This is a genomic window from Halomonas sp. PAMB 3264, from assembly GCF_031954245.1.
Classification (GTDB): domain Bacteria; phylum Pseudomonadota; class Gammaproteobacteria; order Pseudomonadales; family Halomonadaceae; genus Vreelandella.
In genome coordinates this window covers 1,701,993-1,719,312 of the sequence record NZ_CP134866.1, presented here as the reverse complement: position 1 = coordinate 1,719,312, position 17,320 = coordinate 1,701,993, and the positions used below count along the sequence as shown (strand labels likewise).

Below are 17,320 nucleotides of genomic sequence, written 5' to 3'. Positions count from 1 at the left end.
AAGGCAGTGTTGTCGGTGTCGACCGTTTTTGCCAGTGGATATAACCGGCAGCGATCAACGCAACACGTGAACAGTAACGCAGCGAACCACTTTTAGAGATACGACTTAGGGCGCAGAGCCCAAGCGCGCGCTTGGAAAGCGCTAACAAGATGGGGGTTAAGCGGCGGAGCGCCTGGCCAGCGCCTGCTGGAAAAGGTCGAAAAGGCTATCGACGGTGAGTGCCAGCAGCGCGATCAAGAGCGCGCCCTGGAGGACGTAAGCCATGTTGGCATTGACGATGCCGGAGATGATCGGGTCGCCCAGGTTGCTCGCCCCGACCGTTGCCCCCAGCGCGGCGGTGGCGATATTGATCGTGATCGAAGTGCGGATGCCGGCGAGAATCACCGGAGCAGCGAGCGGCAGCTCCACACGCCAGAGAATTTGTCGCTGGGTCATGCCCATGGCGAGCGCCGCCTCTTTGGTACCAACGTCCACGCCCTGTAGACCCGCCAGCGTGTTGCGCAAAATGGGCAAAAGCCCGTACAGCATGAGCGCAACGATGATCGGAAGCGTGCCAAAGCCCAGCACCGGCACCGCCAGCGCCAGTACCGCTACCGGCGGAAAGGTCTGGCCAATGGAGGCAAGCTGACCCGCCAGCGGCAAAAAGTCGCGCCCACGCCGGCGGGTGACGCCGATGCCCGCCAGCACGCCGACCACGATAGTGACCGCTCCGGCCACGCCGACCACCAGTAAATGGCGGCCCAACAGGTCGAGAAAGCTGGCGCGGCTATAGATGACCTGGCGGGCATCCGGTGCAACCCAGCGAAAAAAACCGTCGACATAGGGCATGCCGAAGACCGCCAGCGCCAGCAGCGCCACCCAGCCAAGCGGCACCAGCCAGCGCGGTGAACAACCGGGGCGCAACGATTCAACATTAGCCTGCACGGTGAGCGCCCCGCTCGGTCTGGGCTTCCTTGATCAACCGGCGAAGCGTGAGCTCACCGATGGGCACGTCGCTTGAGTCGACCACCGTGAGCCGGTCGCAGTGATCGCGCATCATCATCGAAAGCCCCTGGCGCAGGGTGAAGTCGCCGGGAATACGCGCATGGGCAGGAATGGCCGAGCCAAGCGAGGTCATGTGATCCCTCACCCTGGTCAGCGCGGCCTGCTTGAGCCCGCGCTCGAGCCCGCCGAGCATGGATTCCACGAAGGCGTCCGCCGGGTGCTGTAAAAGCGCCAGCGGGCTGCCCTGCTGCACGATGCGACCATCGCGCATCACCACCAGGTGGTCGGCAAGCTTCAACGCCTCGTCCATGTCGTGGGTAACGAACACTACGGTCTTGTGCAGTTTGGCCTGCAGGCGTAAGAGCTCGTCCTGGAGTTTTTCGCGCGTCAGTGGGTCGAGCGCGCCAAACGGCTCGTCCATTAGCAGAATATCCGGGTCGGCGGCCAGCGCCCGGGCAACGCCCACTCGCTGCGCCTGACCGCCGGAGAGCTGGTGAGGGTACTTGTGGGCGAACTCGTTCACGGGCAGTCCGAAAACGCCCATCAGCTCCTCCACCCGCGCGTTGACCTTCTCGGCGGGCCATTTCAAAAGCCTTGGCACCAGGCCGATATTGCGCGCCACGCTCCAGTGGGGAAACAGCCCGGTACTCTGGATAACGTAGCCGATACGCCGTCTTAGCTTGACCGGATCGAAGCTCTCGAGAGGCTCGCCATTCAGCGTGATCTCGCCGTCGCTATGCGGGATCAGCCGGTTGATCATGCGAAGCGTGGTCGACTTCCCACAGCCGGACGTGCCGACCAGCGCACAGAACTTGCCCTGGCCGACGGTCAGCGAGATATCGTCGACCGCGGTGGCTTCACCAAAGCGCTTGGAAACGTGAGAGAGCTCGATCATGCCTGTCCTCCGTGACGGGTGAGTTCGGCCAGCGCCCCGAGCCCGGCATCCACGATCAGCGCCATGACCACGATCGGCAGCGCCCCGAGCAGCACCATGTCCATGGCGGCCTGGCCCAGCCCCTGAAAAATGAACGTGCCCAATCCACCGGCGCCGATCAGTGCGGCCACCGCGGTAAGTCCCACGGCCTGAACGGTGGTGATACGCACGCCTTCCAGCAGCACTGGCAGCGCCAGCGGAAACCGAACCTGCCAGAACCGTTGGGCCGGTCGCATCCCCATGGCGGTAGCGGCTTCCAGCGTGTCCGGGCGCACCTCGCCCAGCGCAATATAGGTGTTTCGCGCAATGGGCAGCAGGCTATAGGCGATCAGCGCGACCAGCGCCGGCGTATTGCCGATGCCGCTCACGCCGAGATCGCGCAAAAAAGTCACGTTGGCACCAAGCCAGGCAAGCGGCGCCAGCAAGAGCCCGAAAAGCGCCAGACTGGGGATGGTTTGAAAGAAGTTCAGTAGCGCAAACCCGACTTTTTCCACTCGAGTGAAACGGCGCATCAACAGCGCAATCGTCATGCCCAGTACCAGGCTTACGCCCACGGCGCTGGCGACCAGCACCAGATGCTGGGACAAGGCGGCGTAAAACGCACTCTGACGCGAATGAAACTCCTGTACCAGCGCCAGCTCGTCGAGCCAGAGGCGAGCGCAGAGCCACCAGATGAGCGTCACGCCGACCAGCAGCGCGGCGGTGGCCAGGCGTTTGAGCCCAAGCCGCAGGCGAAGCTCGATCAGACACAACAGCAGCACGAACAGCAGCGTCCAGTAGCCCGCACCGATACCGAGTCGCGCCTGGGCAAGCGCCGGGTCGATCAGTAAATGGCCAGCGACCATCAACCCGAAGGGCATCAGCAGCAAAATCAGCACCACGAGCAGCAGCATCGCCTGGTAATTGACCGGCTCGGCCTTGAGCGACAGCGCCGCCAGCGCCAGCAGCAGCAGCGAGATCAAAAGCGCTCCCACTAAGCCGAACGCATCGACGACGCCAAACGCACTACCGGGGACGATACGGTTGGGCGCAACGCTGACCGTGGAGGTCAGCCAAAGCGCCGCGAGCATGACGATCGAAAGCGTCAGCAGTACCGCATTGGGCGCAAGCGTTCGCGCCCCGGCCTTGAGCCGGGCCACTGCCCGTAATGGCATCGATCAGTCGCCCAGGCTATCGAGGTAGTCGCGGGCCACCTGATCCGGCGACAGTCCGTTGACCGCTACGTCGGCGTTCAAGCGCTGCAGGGTTTCGAGATCAAGCGTCTCGAACACCGCCTCCAGGCTCTCCTCGATGGCCGGGTAGGTGTCGAGTACGCTTTCACGCACCAGCGGCGCGGGCTGATAGATCGGCTGCACGCCTTTGGTGTCCTCGAGCACGACGAGGTTGAGCGCGTTGAGTCCGCCGTCGGTGCCGTAGGTCATCGCCGCGTTGACGCCGCTGGTTTGCTGAGCGGCGGCGCGCATGGTGGCAGCCGTGTTGCCGCCGGAAAGCACCAGCAGCTGATCGTCGGACAGCTCGAAGCCATAGGCGTTCTGGAACGCCGGCAGCGCCTGCTCGGATTCGACGAACTCGGCGCTGGCGGCGAACTTGAATTCACCGCCCTGCTCCAGGTACTCGGCCAAATCGTCCAGCGTCTTGAGATCGTTCTCCTCGGCCAGGTCGCCGCGCACGCTGATCGCCCAGGTGTTGTTGGCGCTGGCCGGGCGCAGCCACACCAGACCATTTTGCGCGTCGCGCTCGCGCACGGCTTCAAAAGCCTGATCGGCGTCGTTCCAGACCGGGCTGTCGGTCATGTCGAAAAAGAACGCGCCGTTGCCGGTGTACTCCGGGTAGAGATCGATTTCGCCGGCTTCGATGGCGCTTCGTACCACGCTGGTGGCACCGAGCTGCAGACGGTTTTCCGTCGGAATCCCTTCGCGCTCCAACGTCTGAATGATCAGCTCGCCAAGCACCGAGCCTTCGGTATCGATTTTCGACGCGACGACCACCGGATCATCGGCCTGGGCGGCGCTGGTTGTGAGGGCGAGCGCCAGCGTTGCAAGCGTGGGTTTAACCATGGAGCGCATTGTCATCATCCTTTATTCAATTGGCTCATCAAAGCGTTGAGTATAGGTGCCGCGCCGTCAAGCGCCACACCCACTCCCCGCTCTAGCTCGCCTCGACCACCCAGGTCGTGCCCTCGCGGGAGTCCTTGAGCACGATACCGAGCGCTGCCAGCTCGTCGCGAATGGCGTCGGCCCGGGCGAAGTCCTTGTCCATCTTGGCCTGCTTGCGCTGCTCGATCTTCTCTTCGATGTCGGCGTCGCTGATCGCCGCGCTCGCGGTGCCCTTGAGAAACGCGCTCGGTGCCTGCTGTAAAAGCCCCAGCACGCCGGCCAGGCGCACGAGCTCAAAAGCCAACGCCGGCGCGCTCGACGGCGCCTCCGTTTTGGCGCGGTTCACTTCGCGGGCCAGATCGAACAGCACCGCCAGCGCTTCCGGGGTGTTGAAGTCGTCGTCCATCGCCGCCTTGAAGCGAGCATCGAACGATGTCTCCTCCATCGGCTGCGACGCAGAGGCAAGTTCGACACCGTCAAGCGCGGTGTAGAAGCGGATCAGCGATTTTCGCGCCTCGACCAGCGAGCCCACCGAGTAGTTGATCGGGCTTCGGTAGTGACTCGCCACCAGTAGAAAACGCACCACTTCTGGGTCATGCTCTTCGAGCACGTCGCGGATGGTGAAGAAGTTGCCGAGCGACTTGGACATCTTCTCCTGGTCGACGCGCACCGCGCCCGCGTGCATCCAGGTGTTGACGTAGGTCTGGCCGGTGGCGGCCTCGGATTGAGCGATCTCGTTTTCGTGGTGCGGGAAGGTCAAGTCCGGGCCGCCGCCGTGAATATCGAACGTATTGCCCAGGCAGCACGTCGACATCGCCGAGCACTCGATGTGCCAGCCAGGCCGACCGTCGCCCCAGGGCGAGCCCCAGTGCGCCTCACCCGGCTTGGCGGCTTTCCAGAGTACGAAATCGAGCGGGTCTTCCTTGTGCGTGTCCACCTCGATACGAGAACCCGCGCGCATGTCGTCGAGCTGGCGGTTGTTGAGCTTGCCGTAGCCTGCGAACTTGCGCACCCGGTAGTAGACGTCGCCGTTGTCGGCACGGTAAGCAAAGCCCTTGTCGATCAGCGTCTCGATCATCGCGGTGATGTCGTCGATGTGGCCAGTGGCCCGCGGCTCTCGTGACGGCGGAAGCACCCCAAGACGCGCCTCGTCCTCGTGCATCGCGGCAATCATGCGCTCGGTGAGCGCGCCGATCGGCTCGTCGTTCTCTTCGGCGCGCTTTAAAATCTTGTCGTCGATGTCGGTGATATTGCGCACGTAGTCGACCTCGAACCCGCGCTCGCGCAGGTAGCGGGTGATCACATCAAACGCCACCATCACCCGGGCGTGACCCAGGTGGCAGTAGTCGTACACCGTCATGCCGCACACGTACATGCGCACCTTGCCGGGTTCGATCGGGGTGAAGGTTTCCTTGGCCCGGGTAAGCGTATTGTAGATCTGCATGGCCACCTCAGCCCTTTTTCTGAATTTTCGCCCAGCTGTCCTTCAGCCCGACGGTGCGGTTGAAGACGAGCTTTTCCGGCGTCGAGAGGTGGCGGTCGGCGCAAAAGTAGCCCACCCGCTCGAACTGGTAGCGTGACTCCGGCGTGGCATCCGCAAGGCTCGGCTCGCCGACGGCCTGGCAGACGACCAGCGACTCAGGGTTCAGGTGATCGAGGAAGTCGGCGTCCTTGTCACGGTCCGGCTGCTCGACCATGAACAGGTTGTCATAGAGGCGCACTTCCATCGGCACGCCGTGAACCGCGCTCACCCAGTGGATCACACCCTTGACCTTGCGACCTTCCGGGTTCTTGCCCAAGGTGTCGAAATCCACCGAGCAGCGAAGCTCCTCGATCTCGCCGGCGTCATCCTTGATTACTTCGTCACAGCAGATCACGTAACTGTTACGTAGGCGCACTTCCTTGCCCGGCGCCAGGCGGAAGAACTTCTTGGGGGCATCCTCCATGAAGTCTTCCTGATCGATATAGAGCTCGCGGGTCAGCGGCACGCGGCGTACGGGCATGTCGTCGCGGGCCGGGTGACCGGGCACCTCGTACACCTCCTCGAAGCCTTCGTCGACGTTGGTCAGCACCACCTTGAGCGGCTTCATCACGCACATCGCGCGCGGGGCATTGTCCTCGAGATCCGAGCGGATCGCGTGGGTCAGCATGGCGATGTCGACCAGACCGCCGTCGGCGCGGGTCACGCCGATCATTTCACAGAACTTGCGAATCGAGGCCGGAGTGTAGCCGCGCCGGCGCATGCCGGAGATGGTCGGCATGCGCGGATCGTCCCAGCCCTCGACGATCTTCTCATCGACCAGCAGTTTCAGCTTGCGCTTGGACGTGAGCGTGTAGTTCAGGTTCAGGCGCGCAAACTCGATCTGGCGCGGCTTGCTGGGCACCGGCAGGTTGTTCAGAAACCACTCGTAAAGCGGGCGGTGATCCTCGAACTCCAGGGTGCAGATCGAGTGGGTGACGCCTTCGAGCGCATCCGACTGGCCGTGGGTGAAGTCGTATGAGGGGTAGATTTTCCAGGCATCGCCGGTCTGGTGGTGGCTTGCGTGGCGAATGCGGTAAAGAATCGGGTCGCGCAGGTTGATGTTCGGCGAGGCCATGTCGATTTTGGCGCGCAGCACCTTCTCGCCTTCACCGAACTCACCCAGGCGCATGCGCTCGAGCAGATCCAGGTTCTCCTCGACCCCGCGCTCGCGATAAGGGCTCGGGCGGCCGGGTTCGGTCAGCGTGCCGCGGTATTCGCGAATCTCATCAGGATTCAGGTCATCGACGTAGGCCTTGCCTTCGCGCACCAGGTGCTGCGCCCAGGCGTAGAGCTGGTCGAAATAGCTCGATGCAAAGCGCACCTCGCCCGCCCACTCGAACCCCAGCCACTCGACGTCCTCCTTGATGGCGTCGATGTAGGCCTGCTCTTCCTTCGCGGGGTTGGTATCGTCGAACCGCAGATGACAGTCACCACCGAGTTCACGGGCCAACCCGAAGTTGAGACAGATCGACTTGGCATGGCCAATGTGCAAAAAGCCGTTGGGCTCCGGGGGGAAACGCGTCACGATCGTGCTGACCTGCCCGCTTTCGATCTCGTCGCGTACCTGGTTGCGAATGAAGTTCGGCGCTTTGGTGGTCTCGTTGGTCATGGCGGTGTTGATAACCTCACAGTGGATGGCGTGCCGGACGAAAAGCAGTGCGCGTCGTCCCGGAGTAAAACCGTAGCGCTTCGCGGCGCCGGGCAAAACCGCTATTATAACGCGACGCCGATGCACAGCGCCAAGGCGAACGCCTTCATTCAACAGGAATTTAACCATGATCGTATTACAGACCAGCATGGGCGACATCACCGTTGCGCTCAATCACGACAAGGCCCCGAACACCGCCGCCAACTTCGAGCAGTACGTGCGTGACGGCTTCTACGACGGCACGCTGTTTCACCGCGTGATCGACGGCTTCATGGTCCAGGGCGGCGGCTTCGACACCAACTTCGAGCAAAAGCCAACCCGCGACCCGATCGAAAACGAAGCCGACAACGGCCTTGAGAACACCGTTGGCACACTCGCCATGGCGCGCACCCAGGACCCGCACTCGGCGAGTTCGCAGTTTTTCATCAACGTGGGTAACAACAGCTTTCTCAACCACAGCGGCAAGAACCTGCAGGGCTGGGGCTACGCGGTGTTCGGCGAAGTGGTCGACGGCATGGACGTGGTCAACGCCATCAAGGGCGTCTCCACGACCCGCCGCGGCATGCACGCCGACGTACCCGCCGAGGACGTCGTCATCGAGCGCGCCTACGTCAAAGACGAGTGATCACCGGGAGGCCTATGCGCACGCTGCTGGTAGCCGATACGCACTTGAGCGGCGATACCCCCGAGATCAACCGGGGGTTCTTTCGCTATCTTGAACACACCGCCCAGGGGGCCGAGGCGCTCTACATTCTGGGCGATCTGTTCGACGCCTGGATCGGCGACGACACCCTCGACGCCCCGCACCCCAGCGCCCAGGTGGCAAGCGAGGTCGCCACGCGCCTGCGCGCGCTGGTCGATGCCGGTACCGCCGTCTATTTTCAGCACGGCAACCGCGACTTCTTGCTTGGCGAGCGCTTTTTAAGCGACTGCGGCGCCACGCTTTTGCCCGACACCTTCGAGACCGAGCTTCAGGGCCTGCCCGTCGTGCTGCTGCACGGCGACAGTCTCTGCACTCAGGACGAGAGCTACATGGCGTTTCGCGCCCAGTCGCGAAACCCCGAGTGGCAGGCGCACATTCTCGCCATGCCGCTGGGCGAGCGCCTGGCGCTGGCCAAAAAGCTGCGCCTGGAGTCGGACAGCGCCAATGCCGGCAAGGCCGAGGCGATCATGGACGTCACCCCGTCAGAGGTGACGGCGCTACTGCGCCAAACCGGCGTGAGCACCATGATTCACGGCCACACCCATCGCCCGATGGTGCACGAGCTGACCGTCGAGGACGTACCGGCCCGGCGCTTTGTGCTGGGCGATTGGCAGCCGCACCAGGGGTGGGACATCGTGATCGAAGCCTGTGATGGCTTGCCGACCCCGCGGCTTCGCCGCTTCGCGCTGGATGCGCCGCCCGAGCCGGACGCCGGTTAAACACGACCGGCGCGGCGCCAAAGGCACGCAACCCGCGGACATGAAAAAGCCGATCCACTGGATCGGCTTTTTCGTATCATTCAAGAGAGCCCTCCAGTGATAACGAGGGCTCGATTGAGTGTCTAACGCTCGATGTCGGCGTCGTCTCTGAGCTGCTCGATCAGACCCTGGACCGCGGCCTGGGCGCGAAGCTGCTCGGAAATGCGGGCGACGAACTCACTCGCCTGATCGCCTTCGCCGCTCTCCGGCGTGCTCACGCTATCGAGCGCCACCACGGCCACGCTTGCGGGCATCAGTACGCTTGCGTAGCTTGAGTCACCGTCAACCGGGCGCGGCATGGCAAACACGCCGTCGACCAGCGTCGCCGGCAGCGTCGTCGGCCCCTGGCGGGAAATATCGCTGGCCTCTTGCCAGTCGATGTCGACCGACTCATCATCTCTCAGCGCCTCGATAAGCCGCTGGGCCTCTTCCTGCAGCGCATCCTGGCGCTGGGCGGCGGCGACGTATCCTTCGATGTCGCTTCGTACCTCGTCCAAAGGCAGCAGCGTGGCGTCACGGTGATCCGCCGCGCGCAGCACCAGCCGGCGGTCGTCGTCGAGCTCGATGACCTGGCTGTTGTAACCCTCTTCCAGCACGTCGTCGGTGAAGGCCTCGTCCATGACGCCGGGCTCTGAAAGCACGCCGGTACCGCCATCGCGGGTGATCCAGTCGGTCTGGTATAGCGTCAAGCCGAGATCCTCCGCCACACTTTGCAGATCGTCGGCGGCGAAGCTTTCGTCGATCAAACGCTGTACCTGGCGGTTGAAGTCGTCGTTGACCTCATCGAGGGCGGCGGCCTGCTCAAGACTTTCGCGCTGCTCCTCGAAACTCGGGCCTTCGACGCTGGTCACGCGCAGCACGTGGAAGGCGTTGCCCATTTCCACCAGCCCCGAGGTTTCACCTTCTGCCAGTGAGAACGCGGCGTCGTCAAACGCCTCGCCCATGATGCCCGGGGAGACGACGCCCAGATCACCGCCCTGCTCGGCGCTGGCGGTATCGTCGGAGTACTCCTGGGCGACCTGCTCGAAGGATTCGCCGCCTTCGATGGCAGCCAGCGCTTGCTCGGCGCGCGCCTTTGCCTCTTCACGGCTGCGCTCGTCGCCAAACGTGACCATGATGTGGGACATCTGGCGGTCGCTGGTCTGGCTCTGGGCGCGGTAAGCGCGGCGCAGCGCCGCATCGTCGACCTCGACGCTCTCAGCCATCTCCTGACGGTCGATCACCACGTACTCCACCTTCACCTGCTCTGGACGCTCGAAGCGCTCCGGGTGGGTATCGTAGTAGTCGCTGACCTGCTCGTCGGTGACGCTCGGATTGAAGTCGATATCGCCCTGGTCGAGCATCACGTAGCGAAAGCTGCGCTGCTGGTTTTGCAGCGCGAGCATGCGTTCGCGTTCGCTGGGCAGCACGAAATCGCTTTGGGCCAGGCCCTGTTGCAGGTAGCTGCGCTTGAGATCGTTTCTTAGCTCTTCGCGAAATGCCAGTGGGGTATAGCCTGCACGGCCGAGCTGGTTGCGAAAGATATCTGCGTTGAAGCGGCCCTGCCCGTCCTGAAACTCAGGCAGCGTGACGATGACCTGATCGATCTGCTCGTCGGACAGATGGAAGCCGCCGTTGTCGGCGTACTGGCCCAACAGTTCCTGGGTAATCAGCTGGTCGAGCACGTCGTTTCGAAGCGCGCGCTCCTGCTCCGGCGGTACCTGGCCCGAGCGCATCGCTCGCTGCACCTCGACCTCTACCTGCTGGCGCATAATGGGTTCGCCATTGACGCTTGCCACTTGATTGGGGTCGCGACCGAAGGCGCTGAACAGCGACTCCACGCCAAACAGCGCCATGGCGGCCACCATGAGCCCAATGATGATTTTAGCCCCCCAGCTTCGGGAACCGTTGCGAATACTTTGCAGCATGCTTGCCTCAGATCGTCACAGCCATTTGTCGCGCCCGGTGAGGGCCCTTTAAATAACATGGGCGCATCGCTTTCGCGATGCGCCCATTACGTTACAGCAAACGCGGGTCAATCAGTTGACGGCGTCTTTCAACGCTTTACCCGCCTTGAAGTTGGGCACCTTGGCAGCGCTGATCTGGATCGGCTTGCCGGTTTGCGGGTTACGGCCGGTGCGCGCGGCGCGCTCCTTGATGGCGAACGTACCAAAGCCCACCAGTGAAACGCTCTCGCCTTTTTTGAGGCTATCGGTGACAGACTCGACCATGGCATCCAATGCGCGGGTTGCCGCTGCTTTCGGAATATCTGCAGACGCGGCAATAGCTTCAATCAGCTCGGACTTATTCACACTTCACCCCTTAAATGTTTCGAAAAAATGGCTCTGAACGGCGCGGTCACCGGCGGGTACAAGCTCAAAGCATAGCTGCGTTTTATAGCAATGCCTTGAAATACCTGTCAAGCGACCCGGATACGAGCGCCCGCCCCAACGAAGGGCCCGGGCGCTCCTTATACTTGCAAGCCTCTACGGGCTCTAACGCTTAATGCGTACTGGCCGTGGTACTGCCGGTAAACGACGGATCGGCGTTTTTAAGCGCAGGCGCCCCCGCTACCGGCTCCTCGGCCAAGGCTACCGCTAACACGTCATCTATCCACTGTACCGGGCGAATATCAAGCGCTCCCTTGATGTTATCCGGTACCTCCTTGAGATCACGGCGGTTTTCCTCAGGGATCAGGACGGTCTTTATACCACCCCGGCGCGCTGCCAGCAATTTCTCCTTCAACCCGCCAATCGGCATCACTTCGCCGCGCAGATTGACCTCGCCGGTCATCGCCACATCGCAGCGAACCGGGCGACCGGTGTAGGCAGAGATCATCGCCGTTACCATGGCAACGCCGGCGCTGGGGCCATCTTTCGGCGTAGCGCCCTCTGGCACGTGGATGTGCAGATCTTCGCTCTCAAAGCGCTCTGCAGCGATACCAAAGGTGGCCGCCCGCGCCTTGACCACCGTGTGCGCAGCGCTCACCGACTCCTTCATCACATCGCCAAGCGAGCCGGTCTTGTTGATCCGCCCCTTGCCCGGCGTGACCACGGATTCGATGTTGAGAATTTCGCCGCCCACTGAGGTCCAGGCAAGCCCGGTTACGCGGCCCACCTGGTCTTCCTGCTCGGCCAGGCCGTAGCTGTAGCGACGCACGCCGGCGTAGGTCTCGATGTGCTCGGCTTCGAGCGTGCGCGGCGGCTCCTTGGCGTCTTTTGACTTGCTTACCTCTGCCTCGACACGCTCACGCAACACCTTACGGCACACCTTGGCGATCTGGCGCTCGAGCTCACGCACACCCGCCTCGCGGGTGTAGTAGCGCACGAGTTCTAATAGCGCCTCGTCATCGAGCGCCAGCTCTTCACTCTTCAGGCCGTTGGCCTTGAGCTGCTTGGGCAACAGATAGCGCTTGGCGATCGCGAGCTTCTCGTCTTCGGTGTAACCCGGTAGGCGAATGATCTCCATCCGGTCCAGCAGCGGCCCGGGAATGTTCATCGAGTTCGCGGTGCAGATGAACAGCGTCTCCGAGAGATCGTAATCGAGCTCGAGATAGTGATCGCTGAAGCTGTTGTTCTGCTCCGGGTCGAGCACCTCGAGCAGCGCCGAAGACGGATCGCCACGGTGATCCATACCGAGTTTATCGACTTCGTCGAGCAGAAACAGCGGGTTTTTCACTTCGGCGCGCGCCATGCGCTGCATCAGCTTACCCGGAAGCGAGCCGATGTAGGTGCGCCGGTGGCCGCGAATCTCGGATTCGTCGCGCACCCCACCGAGCGCCAAACGCACGTACTTGCGGTTGGTGGCCCGCGCAATCGACTGACCCAGCGAGGTCTTGCCCACCCCGGGCGGGCCGACCAGACAAAGCACCGGCCCTTTCATCTTCTTCACACGCTTTTGTACCGCCAGGTACTCGAGAATGCGCGCCTTTACCTCTTCAAGCCCGTAGTGGTCCTCGTCGAGTACCTCCTGGGCCTTGATCAGGTCGTGCTTGACCCGGGTGCGCTTTTTCCACGGCACGGCGATCAGCCAGTCAAGATAAGAGCGCACCACCGTGGCTTCGGCGGAGTTCGAGGCCATCATCTTGAGCTTGTTGAGCTCCTGAGTGGCTTTCTCGGCGGCCTCCTTGGGCATACCGGCGTCCGCAATCGCCTTCTCGTACTTCTCGGCTTCGTTAGGCACGTCGTCGAGCTCGCCCATCTCTTTCTGGATGGCCTTCATCTGCTCGTTGAGGTAGTACTCGCGCTGGGTCTTCTCCATCTGCTCCTTGACCCGGGAGCGGATGCGCTTTTCGACCTGCAGCAGATCGATTTCGGACTCGATCAGCGCCATCAGGTGCTCGATGCGATCGCGCACGCGATCCATCTCCAAAAGCTCCTGCTTGTCGCCGATCTTGAGCGACAGGTGGGCGCAAATGGTGTCCACCAACCGGCTCGGATCCTCGATGCCGGAAAGCGAATTGAGCACCTCGTTGGGCACCTTCTTGGAGAGCTTGACGTACTGCTCGAACTGATTGAGCAGCACGCGCACCAGCGCTTCCTGCTCGCGCGAGGTCAAGGGCTCGCTTTCCCGCGGCGTCAAATGGGCCTGGGTGTAGCCCGCCTCGTTCTCTTCGATATCGACCACGTCGGCGCGGAAACTGCCTTCGATCAGCACCTTGACGGTGCCGTCGGGCAGTTTCAAAAGCTGCATGATGTCGGCGACGGTACCCATGCGGTACAGGTCGTCGTTATCGGGCTCGTCCTGGGAGGCTTCGCGCTGGGCCACCAGCAGGACGCGCTTGTCCGCTTCCATGGCTGCTTCCAGCGCATGGATGGATTTTTCCCGCCCCACAAACAGCGGAATCACCATTTGCGGGTATACCACCACGTCGCGCAGCGGCAACATGGGTAAACACTGTGTCTGATCGGCGTTCTGCTGCATCGCAGACGTTCCTCAAATCGGATAGGCGCTCGATAAAGCGTTACCACTTCAAAGCGCCCAACAATGTGGAAGACGCGGCCTGGTAACGTCAGCCGCTGGCTCGCTGAGTGATCCGGGTTCGGCCCGGCGCGGCGCACTGGTAAAGCGCCACGCGATCGGCGCTGGGTCAACCTTCGGTCAAGAACCTTGCGTCGGCGACCTTTCTACAACAACAAGGGGTCGCATAGGCGACCCCTTGACGGTGGTGCAAGCAGATCCTGGATCGAACGCGGGGCGATTAGCCGTCGGTTCCGTCAACGCGCTTCTCTTGCTGATTGGTGTAGATCAAAAGCGGTTGGCTTTCGCCCTCGATGACCGATTTGTCGATCACTACCTTGCTGACGTCCTCGAGCGAGGGAATCTCGTACATGGTGTCGAGCAGTACCGATTCGAGAATCGAGCGCAGGCCCCGCGCGCCGGTCTTGCGCTCCATGGCCTTGGCGGCCACGGCGCGAAGCGCCTCTTCGCGAAACTCAAGCGTCACATCTTCCATTTCGAAGAGCTTGGCGTACTGCTTGACCAGCGAGTTCTTCGGCTCGGTCAGAATCTGAATCAGCGCGTCTTCGTTAAGCTCGGTGAGCGTTGCGATGACCGGTAGACGCCCGACGAACTCGGGAATCAAACCAAACTTGACCAGATCGTCCGGCTCGACAGCGGCCAAAAGCTCGCCCACGCCCTTGGACGCTTCCTTGCTCTTCACGCTGGCGTTGAAGCCAATACCGCCCTTTTCGGAGCGGTCGCGAATGACCTTGTCGAGGCCGGCAAAGGCGCCACCTACGATGAAGAGCATATTCGCCGTGTTGACCTGCACGAACTCCTGCTGCGGATGCTTGCGCCCGCCCTGGGGCGGAACCGACGCGGTCGTGCCTTCGATCAACTTCAAAAGCGCCTGCTGCACGCCTTCGCCGGACACGTCGCGAGTGATCGAGGGATTGTCCGACTTGCGCGAGATCTTGTCGATCTCATCGATGTAGACGATACCGCGTTCGGCTTTCTCGACGTCGTAATCACACTTTTGCAAAAGCTTTTGAATAATGTTTTCGACATCTTCACCCACGTAGCCCGCTTCGGTCAGCGTGGTGGCATCGGCAATCGTGAACGGCACGTTCAAAAGCCGCGCCATGGTTTCGGCCAAAAGCGTCTTGCCGCTACCGGTCGGGCCGATCAGCAGGATGTTGGACTTGCCAAGCTCCACATCGCTTTCGCGCACGTCGGTCTTCAACCGCTTATAGTGATTGTACACCGCAACGGAAAGCACCATTTTCGCGCGGTCTTGCCCAATGACGTAGTCATCCAGGGTGTAACGAATTTCGCGAGGTGTAGGCAGACGCTCTTCGTCGCTCTCGGCATCGGCTTCGAGAACTTCCTCGCGAATGATGTCGTTACACAGATCGACACACTCATCGCAGATATATACGGACGGGCCAGCAATCAGCTTACGAACTTCGTTTTGATTCTTGCCACAAAACGAGCAGTAAAGCAGTTTGCCACCTTCGTCCTTGCCTTTGCCGTCGGCCATTGGCGTACCCCTATCACTGCGGCGGCTTTCGCCGCCGGAAAAGCTCGTTGGAAAAGCGGAAATCCGTTTACGCTATCAGGATGCAGGCCGCTTATCCAGCACTGCGTCAATCAGGCCATACTCTTGAGCCTGGTTGGCGCTCATGAAGTTGTCGCGGTCGGTATCGCGGGCGACTTTCTCGATATCCTGGCCCGTGTGATGGGCAAGAATGTGGTTGAGTTTTTCGCGAATACCCAAAATTTCCCGCGTGTGGATCTCGATGTCAGAGGCCTGCCCCTGATAGCCGCCCAGCGGCTGGTGGATCATGACGCGTGAGTTGGGCAGACAGTAACGCTTGCCCGCGGCACCTGCGGTCAAAAGTAGCGCGCCCATGCTGGCGGCCTGACCGATACACACGGTCGACACGTCCGGTTTGATGAACTGCATGGTGTCGTAAATCGACATTCCTGCAGTGACCGAGCCACCCGGCGAGTTGATATACAGGTGGATGTCTTTATCCGGGTTTTCCGACTCGAGAAAGAGCATCTGCGCCACGACCAGGTTGGCCATATAGTCTTCGACCGGGCCAACGAGAAAAATGACGCGCTCTTTCAAAAGCCGTGAATAAATATCGTAAGCTCGTTCCCCTTTGGCGCTTTGCTCAACCACCATGGGCACTAAACCGCCGGCGTTTTGAATATCAAACTCACTCATACGGGTGATTCCTTGCGTCCGGTAAGGGAGAGGCGCACCGGAGGGAGTGCGCCACGAGATCATTCAGGATCAAGGTCAGGCGTTGGACTCTTCGCTCTCTTCCTCGCCCTGCTCCGCCTGCTGCTGAGCCGCGGCCAGCGCCTGCTGGTAGCTCATTTCGACATCCTTGACGTTTGCCTGCTCAAGAAGTTTGTCGACCGCTTTCTCTTCGAGAATAGCGGATTTGACCTGCGTTTTGAGCTCGTTGTTACCCATGTAGTACTCGACCACTTCAGAGGGGTCCTGGTACTGCTCGGCCAACTCCTCGACTTTCGCCTTGATTTCGTCGTCAGAGGCGTCAAGTTCGTTGGCCTTGATGACTTCGGCAAGCAGCAGGCCGACCTGAACGCGCCCCTTGGCCTGGTCGGCGAACAATTCGTTCGGCAGCTGGCTGACGTCGAAGTCTTCGCCGAGGCCGAACTGCTGAGCGGCCTGACGCTTCATACCGTCGGTTTCCTGCTGCACCAGCGCACTGGGAACGGAAATGTCGTTGGCGTTTTTAAGCGCGTCTAGCACCTGCTGCTTGACGCGGTTATCAACCGCCTGGGACGCTTCGCGGGTCATGTTCTTCTTGATTTCGGCGCGGAATTTGGACTCGTCGCCATCTTCGACACCGAAACGCTCGAAGAACGCGGAATCGACCGCCGGAAGTTCCTGGGCGCTGACCTTATGAACCGTGACCTTGAAGGACGCTTGCTGACCGGCCAGATGTTCGGCCTGGTAATCTTCCGGGAAGGTGACGTTGAGCGTCTTCTCTTCACCCGCCTTGGCGCCGATCAGCTGCTCTTCGAAGCCCGGAATGAAGCTGTTGGAGCCGATGACCAGCGAATGGTTCTCGGCGCTGCCGCCTTCGAACGGCTCGTCGCCCAGGTAGCCCTGAAAATCGATGGTGACCTGGTCGCCGTCTGCCGCGGCCTTGTCCACTTCCTGCCACTCGGCATTTTGCTTGCGCAGGGTTTCGATCATCTCGTCGACGTCGCTTTCGCTGACTTCAACGACCGGGCGCTCCACCTCGGTACCCTCGATCGAGTTCAGCTCGACCTGCGGGTACACTTCCATGACCGCCACGAATTCGAAATCCTTACCCGCTTCGTTGACCTTCGGCTCGATCTGCGGGTAGCCGGCGGGGTTCAAACCCTCGTCGGTAATGGCGCGGACGTAGCGCTCGCGCATGACTTCGCCCACCACTTCGCTGCGAACGCTGTCGCCATAGCGCTGACGCACGACGTCCATCGGAACCCGGCCCTGGCGGAAACCGTTCAAGCGAACGTTTTTCGCGGTGTCTTTCAAGCGAGCGCTGACGGCCTCGTCGATGTCCGCCGCCGGTACCTGGATGGTGATGCGACGTTCGATGGGGGAGGTCGTCTCGACAGAAACTTGCATGAATTGTCCTCTAGCGGCTGGGCGTTGTAGTGAATATGTATCGATAGTTAAAGGGGCGATTTTAAGAACCCCGGCGCGAACTGGCAAGCGCCGGGGTGCC

At 61.6% G+C, this 17,320-nt stretch carries 14 protein-coding genes; 2 read left to right on the top strand and 12 right to left on the bottom strand.

Going from position 1 to position 17,320, the window contains the following annotated elements; translation table 11 throughout:
- Positions 1-156 precede the first annotated feature (156 nt).
- The 6 genes from RN347_RS07645 to RN347_RS07620 all read right to left on the bottom strand — a co-directional run bounded on the left by RN347_RS07645 (position 157) and on the right by RN347_RS07620 (position 7,145).
- Positions 157-924: an ABC transporter permease gene (locus RN347_RS07645; RefSeq protein ID WP_311960727.1), complete on the bottom strand. Its 768-nt coding sequence runs from the start codon at positions 922-924 to the stop codon at positions 157-159.
- A complete protein-coding gene (locus tag RN347_RS07640) occupies positions 914-1,879 on the bottom strand; it encodes an ABC transporter ATP-binding protein (RefSeq protein WP_263584224.1) in 966 nt (321 codons plus the stop codon). Before RN347_RS07640 ends, RN347_RS07645 begins: the two co-directional genes overlap by 11 nt.
- Positions 1,876-3,072 carry an ABC transporter permease gene (locus tag RN347_RS07635; protein ID WP_311960726.1) on the bottom strand — a complete coding sequence of 399 codons (1,197 nt, stop codon included), beginning with the start codon at positions 3,070-3,072 and terminating at the stop codon, positions 1,876-1,878. Before RN347_RS07635 ends, RN347_RS07640 begins: the two co-directional genes overlap by 4 nt.
- Before the next feature lie 3 nt (positions 3,073-3,075).
- Complete coding sequence (locus RN347_RS07630; protein ID WP_311960725.1) at positions 3,076-3,984, bottom strand: ABC transporter substrate-binding protein; 909 nt, start codon at positions 3,982-3,984, stop codon at positions 3,076-3,078.
- A gap of 82 nt (positions 3,985-4,066) precedes the next feature.
- On the bottom strand, positions 4,067-5,458 hold the full coding sequence (cysS, locus tag RN347_RS07625) for a cysteine--tRNA ligase (protein ID WP_311960724.1): 1,392 nt from the start codon (positions 5,456-5,458) through the stop codon (positions 4,067-4,069).
- A 7-nt stretch (positions 5,459-5,465) separates the two neighbouring features.
- A complete protein-coding gene (locus RN347_RS07620) occupies positions 5,466-7,145 on the bottom strand; it encodes a glutamine--tRNA ligase/YqeY domain fusion protein (RefSeq protein ID WP_311960723.1) in 1,680 nt (559 codons plus the stop codon).
- A 166-nt stretch (positions 7,146-7,311) separates the two neighbouring features.
- On the opposite strand from RN347_RS07620, the gene RN347_RS07615 reads away from it, so the two are divergent.
- Both RN347_RS07615 and RN347_RS07610 read left to right on the top strand, forming a co-directional pair.
- Positions 7,312-7,809: a peptidylprolyl isomerase gene (locus RN347_RS07615; protein WP_311960722.1), complete on the top strand. Its 498-nt coding sequence runs from the start codon at positions 7,312-7,314 to the stop codon at positions 7,807-7,809.
- A gap of 14 nt (positions 7,810-7,823) precedes the next feature.
- Positions 7,824-8,606 carry a UDP-2,3-diacylglucosamine diphosphatase gene (locus RN347_RS07610; RefSeq protein WP_263584229.1) on the top strand — a complete coding sequence of 261 codons (783 nt, stop codon included), beginning with the start codon at positions 7,824-7,826 and terminating at the stop codon, positions 8,604-8,606.
- A 122-nt stretch (positions 8,607-8,728) separates the two neighbouring features.
- On the opposite strand, the gene RN347_RS07605 is transcribed toward RN347_RS07610, so the two are convergent.
- The 6 genes from RN347_RS07605 to tig all read right to left on the bottom strand — a co-directional run bounded on the left by RN347_RS07605 (position 8,729) and on the right by tig (position 17,220).
- Positions 8,729-10,552 (bottom strand): SurA N-terminal domain-containing protein, encoded by a 1,824-nt coding sequence (locus RN347_RS07605; RefSeq protein WP_311960721.1) that lies wholly within the window; start codon positions 10,550-10,552, stop codon positions 8,729-8,731.
- A gap of 111 nt (positions 10,553-10,663) precedes the next feature.
- Positions 10,664-10,936, bottom strand: a complete 273-nt coding sequence (locus RN347_RS07600) for an HU family DNA-binding protein (RefSeq protein ID WP_252109795.1) — start codon at positions 10,934-10,936, stop codon at positions 10,664-10,666.
- 190 nt (positions 10,937-11,126) lie between these two features.
- Positions 11,127-13,547, bottom strand: coding sequence for an endopeptidase La (lon, locus tag RN347_RS07595; RefSeq protein WP_311960720.1), 2,421 nt, complete (start codon positions 13,545-13,547; stop codon positions 11,127-11,129).
- Positions 13,548-13,824: 277 nt separating this feature from the next.
- Complete coding sequence (gene clpX, locus RN347_RS07590) at positions 13,825-15,105, bottom strand: ATP-dependent Clp protease ATP-binding subunit ClpX (protein WP_263584232.1); 1,281 nt, start codon at positions 15,103-15,105, stop codon at positions 13,825-13,827.
- A 75-nt stretch (positions 15,106-15,180) separates the two neighbouring features.
- A complete protein-coding gene (clpP, locus tag RN347_RS07585) occupies positions 15,181-15,798 on the bottom strand; it encodes an ATP-dependent Clp endopeptidase proteolytic subunit ClpP (protein ID WP_252109798.1) in 618 nt (205 codons plus the stop codon).
- 75 nt (positions 15,799-15,873) lie between these two features.
- A complete protein-coding gene (gene tig / locus RN347_RS07580; RefSeq protein ID WP_263584233.1) occupies positions 15,874-17,220 on the bottom strand; it encodes a trigger factor in 1,347 nt (448 codons plus the stop codon).
- Between the last annotated feature and the right edge of the window lie 100 nt (positions 17,221-17,320).

Bases quoted from the DNA above. Each gene is read 5' to 3' on its own strand.
- RN347_RS07610 (WP_263584229.1), top strand. From the start codon at position 7,824: ATGCGCACGCTGCTGGTAGCCGATACGCACTTGAGCGGCGATACCCCC.
- RN347_RS07630 (WP_311960725.1), bottom strand. From the start codon at position 3,984: ATGCGCTCCATGGTTAAACCCACGCTTGCAACGCTGGCGCTCGCCCTC.
- RN347_RS07620 (WP_311960723.1), bottom strand. From the start codon at position 7,145: ATGACCAACGAGACCACCAAAGCGCCGAACTTCATTCGCAACCAGGTA.
- clpX (WP_263584232.1), bottom strand. From the start codon at position 15,105: ATGGCCGACGGCAAAGGCAAGGACGAAGGTGGCAAACTGCTTTACTGC.
- RN347_RS07635 (WP_311960726.1), bottom strand. From the start codon at position 3,072: ATGCCATTACGGGCAGTGGCCCGGCTCAAGGCCGGGGCGCGAACGCTT.
- cysS (WP_311960724.1), bottom strand. From the start codon at position 5,458: ATGCAGATCTACAATACGCTTACCCGGGCCAAGGAAACCTTCACCCCG.
- lon (WP_311960720.1), bottom strand. From the start codon at position 13,547: ATGCAGCAGAACGCCGATCAGACACAGTGTTTACCCATGTTGCCGCTG.
- RN347_RS07615 (WP_311960722.1), top strand. From the start codon at position 7,312: ATGATCGTATTACAGACCAGCATGGGCGACATCACCGTTGCGCTCAAT.
- tig (WP_263584233.1), bottom strand. From the start codon at position 17,220: ATGCAAGTTTCTGTCGAGACGACCTCCCCCATCGAACGTCGCATCACC.
- RN347_RS07640 (WP_263584224.1), bottom strand. From the start codon at position 1,879: ATGATCGAGCTCTCTCACGTTTCCAAGCGCTTTGGTGAAGCCACCGCG.
- clpP (WP_252109798.1), bottom strand. From the start codon at position 15,798: ATGAGTGAGTTTGATATTCAAAACGCCGGCGGTTTAGTGCCCATGGTG.
- RN347_RS07605 (WP_311960721.1), bottom strand. From the start codon at position 10,552: ATGCTGCAAAGTATTCGCAACGGTTCCCGAAGCTGGGGGGCTAAAATC.